This window comes from Cognatishimia sp. (assembly GCF_964229375.1).
Classification (GTDB): Bacteria; Pseudomonadota; Alphaproteobacteria; order Rhodobacterales; family Rhodobacteraceae; genus Cognatishimia.
This window is the reverse complement of sequence record NZ_CAXREH010000226.1, coordinates 1-3,414: the sequence shown is the minus strand read 5'-3', so window position 1 is coordinate 3,414 and position 3,414 is coordinate 1. Positions and strand designations below refer to the sequence as shown.

Below are 3,414 nucleotides of genomic sequence, written 5' to 3'. Positions count from 1 at the left end.
TTCCAGCGCGATGGCGCTTTCTGTTTCCGTGGCCGGTGGTGCATATGCCGATACCGCGCGCGACGTCATCAATGGCTATAGCGATCTGGCCTTGGCCAAATACACAGACAGCCTTGAAACTGCGAAATTGCTGGATGCAGCGATTGCAGCCTTTGTTGCGGCCCCAAGTGAAACGACCCATCAGGCGGCGAAAGACGCGTGGCTGGCATCTCGTGTTCCATACCAGCAAACCGAAGCATACCGCTTTGGCAACGCCGTGGTTGACGAATGGGAAGGCAAGGTGAACGCCTGGCCGCTGGACGAAGGCCTGATCGACTATGTCGACACATCGTTCTATGGCGAAGACAGCGAAGAGAATAACTTCTTCCGCGCCAATGTCGTGTCCAATGCGTCCCTGAACATCGCAGGTCAGGCGGTTGATGCGTCAGAGATCACTCTGGCGTTGCTGCAAGAGCTGCACGAGATCGACGGCATCGAAGCAAACGTGGCAACCGGCTATCACGCGATTGAATTTCTGCTGTGGGGCCAAGATACAAACGGCACTGGCGCAGGTGCGGGTGCACGGACATATGCAGATTTCGACACCGCGAACTGCGCCGCTGGCAATTGTGACCGCCGCGCGGACTATCTGACCGCGGCGTCTGCGTTGCTGATCACAGATCTGGAAGAGATCGTCGCGGCTTGGGCCGAAGGGGGCGACGCGCGTACGGATCTGGAAGGTCAGTCTGACGCCGAAGGTCTGTCGGCCATTCTGACCGGCCTGGGCTCTCTGTCTTATGGCGAGCTTGCGGGCGAGCGTATGCAGCTTGGCCTGATCCTGCACGATCCAGAAGAAGAGCATGATTGCTTTGCCGACAACACGCATAACTCTCACTTCTATGACGCGCTGGGCATTCAGAACGTCTATCTGGGCACATACACCCGCGTGGATGGCTCGGTCTTCACCGTTCCGTCGATCTCTGGTCTGGTGTCCAAAACCGATGCTGGTCTGAACGACGAAGTGACGGCCAAGCTGGCCGAAACAATGGCGGCTATGGGTGTCATGAAAGAACGCGCGGACAGCGGCGTTGAGGCGTATGACCAAATGATCGGTCAGGGCAACGCAGAGGGCAACGCCGTCGTGCAAGCCGCGATTGACGGGCTGGTGGCGCAGACGCGCTCTATCGAAAAAGTGGTCGCGGCGCTGAACACAGCTGACATCACTGTCGAAGGCTCGGACTCGCTCGATAACCCCGGCGCTGTTTTTGAGTAACCCTTCGCCAATGTGATCTTTTTGGCAGGCCCCTTGGGGCCTGTCCGTTTGTTTATTGGAGGTGCCAATGCGGCGGATATTTTTGGGGTCGATTGTTCTGGCAAGCTGTGCAGTCAGCCTGGCGATTGCAAATTCCGAAACCAAGGCAGAGCGCAAAGCCCGCATCCTTGCGCCGACGACGGATTTCTCCCGCGCGGAACAGTTTGAACGGTTTCAGGGCGGGTCAGGCACAAACCTGGAACGCATGGACCAAAGCGCGTTCTCGTTGCCATCGGCGGCCCTGAGTTTTGCGCAGCGGTCTGACTTTTTCATCGGCAATGGGATCTTTGATCGCCCTTGGGTGCCCGCGCCGTCTTCGACCATCGCGTCAGATGGGTTGGGGCCATATTTCAATGCCCGCTCGTGCCAAGGGTGCCATATCAAAGACGGGCGCGGCCACCCGCCTGCCGAAAACGACACCAATATGGTATCGATGCTTTTTGCGCTCAGTGACGCGAATGGTCAGCCCGATCCGGTCTATGGCGCGCAGTTCCAAGATCTGGCGATCGTTGGCTTGGAAAGCGAAGGCACGGTGCGCGTTCAGTATGACTATGTGCCGTTTACCTATCCCGACGGGACTGTCACAGAGCTGCGCAAGCCGGTTTATTCGACAGACACCGATCTGGCGGCCGGCGTTTCGCTGAACCCGAGGATTGCGCCTCCGATGATTGGTTTGGGACTGGCCGAGGCGATTGATGCTGCGGATATTCTAGCTCTTGCCGATCCTGATGACGCGGACGGCGATGGCATTTCCGGGCGTGCCCATATCACGGAAACCGGCGAGATCGGCAGGTTTGGCTGGAAAACCACCGCGCCTTCCATTCTTGTTCAGACAGGGAATGCGTTTTCAAACGACATGGGCCTATCGACCCGCGTGCGCCCCGCGCCCTGGGGAGATTGCACCGAGGCGCGAGTGGCCTGCCGGACGTCCTTTCACGGCGACACGCCGACCGAGCCTGAAATCGTAGATGACCTGCTGGACCTTGTGACCTTTTACTCGGCCAATCTGGCCGTGCCCGCGCGTCGTGATTATGACGCGCCAGAGGTGCTTGCGGGCAAAGAGTTGTTCTATCAGGTTGGCTGCACTGGCTGTCATACGCCAAAGTTTGCCACCAGCGCGGGCGCCGCAGAAGAACAGCGCAATCAGCTGATCTGGCCCTACAGCGACTTTCTGCTGCACGACCTTGGCGAAGGCCTTGCCGATCAGAACCCAAGTGGGTCTATCGCGGGTTCGGAATGGCGCACCCAGCCGCTTTGGGGTGTTGGTCTGACTGAAACGGTGAATGGCCACACGTTCTTTTTGCACGATGGGCGGGCCCGATCGCTTGAGGAGGCCATCCTGTGGCACGGCGGCGAGGCAGAGCGCGCAAGACAATCCTTTGCCGAACTTACTGCGCACGAGCGTGACCTGATCCTGACCTTCCTGGAGAGCCTCTGATGCGTGCCTTTCTAGCTGTTCTTTTCCTGATGCCTTTGCCGTTGTTTGCTGACGGTTTTTTCGATGGTCGCGACGCGCAGACCTTGCAAAAGGGGCTAACGGCCACGGCAGATCGGTTCATTTTGCCAAACCATCAGGCACAGGCGCAGGCCGCAGCGGATCTGGTGGACTCGCTTGATGCCTATTGCGCGGCGGCTGGCACATTGGAGGACGCGCAAAGTGACTACGCTGATCTTTTTCTGGCATGGCAGCGAGCCAGCATCATTCAGATTGGGCCTGTACTGGACGGGGATGGGCCCTTTCGGTTTCAGCTGTGGCCGGACCCCAAGGGATTTTCGCGCCGCGCCATAAGGAATGCAACACGAGCGCAAGATCCGGCCGTTTTAGCGGCCGAGGGTTTCGCCGAACAATCCGTCGCTCTCAGGAACCTGTCGGCATTGGAACGGCTGGTGTTCTCTGATCTTGAAACAGACAGCTATGCCTGTCGCCTTGCCCTGACCAACGCGCGCTATCAGCAAGAGCAGGCGCAGACGTTGGTCTCGGCTTGGACGCCTGGGTCCGAGTTTCGAGTGGATTTTGACAGTGCTGCTGACGGCAATGCCAGATACGCCGATGTCGACAGCGTCGCGCGAGAGCTTCTGGCGGGATCGGTTGTCTATCTGGACCGGCTGCGCAAGTTCAAAAT

At 58.6% G+C, this 3,414-nt stretch carries 3 protein-coding genes; all 3 read left to right on the top strand.

Annotated elements, in window-relative coordinates:
- Positions 1–1,252 (top strand): imelysin family protein (locus ACEQWH_RS16010; protein ID WP_370232518.1); only part of this gene is annotated, 1,252 nt, incomplete at its 5' end.
- A gap of 67 nt (positions 1,253–1,319) precedes the next feature.
- Positions 1,320–2,729, top strand: a complete 1,410-nt coding sequence (locus ACEQWH_RS16005; protein WP_370232516.1) for a di-heme oxidoredictase family protein — start codon at positions 1,320–1,322, stop codon at positions 2,727–2,729.
- Positions 2,729–3,414: imelysin family protein (locus ACEQWH_RS16000; protein WP_370232514.1), on the top strand; the 686-nt coding region annotated here is incomplete at its 3' end. The genes ACEQWH_RS16005 and ACEQWH_RS16000, both read left to right, overlap by 1 nt.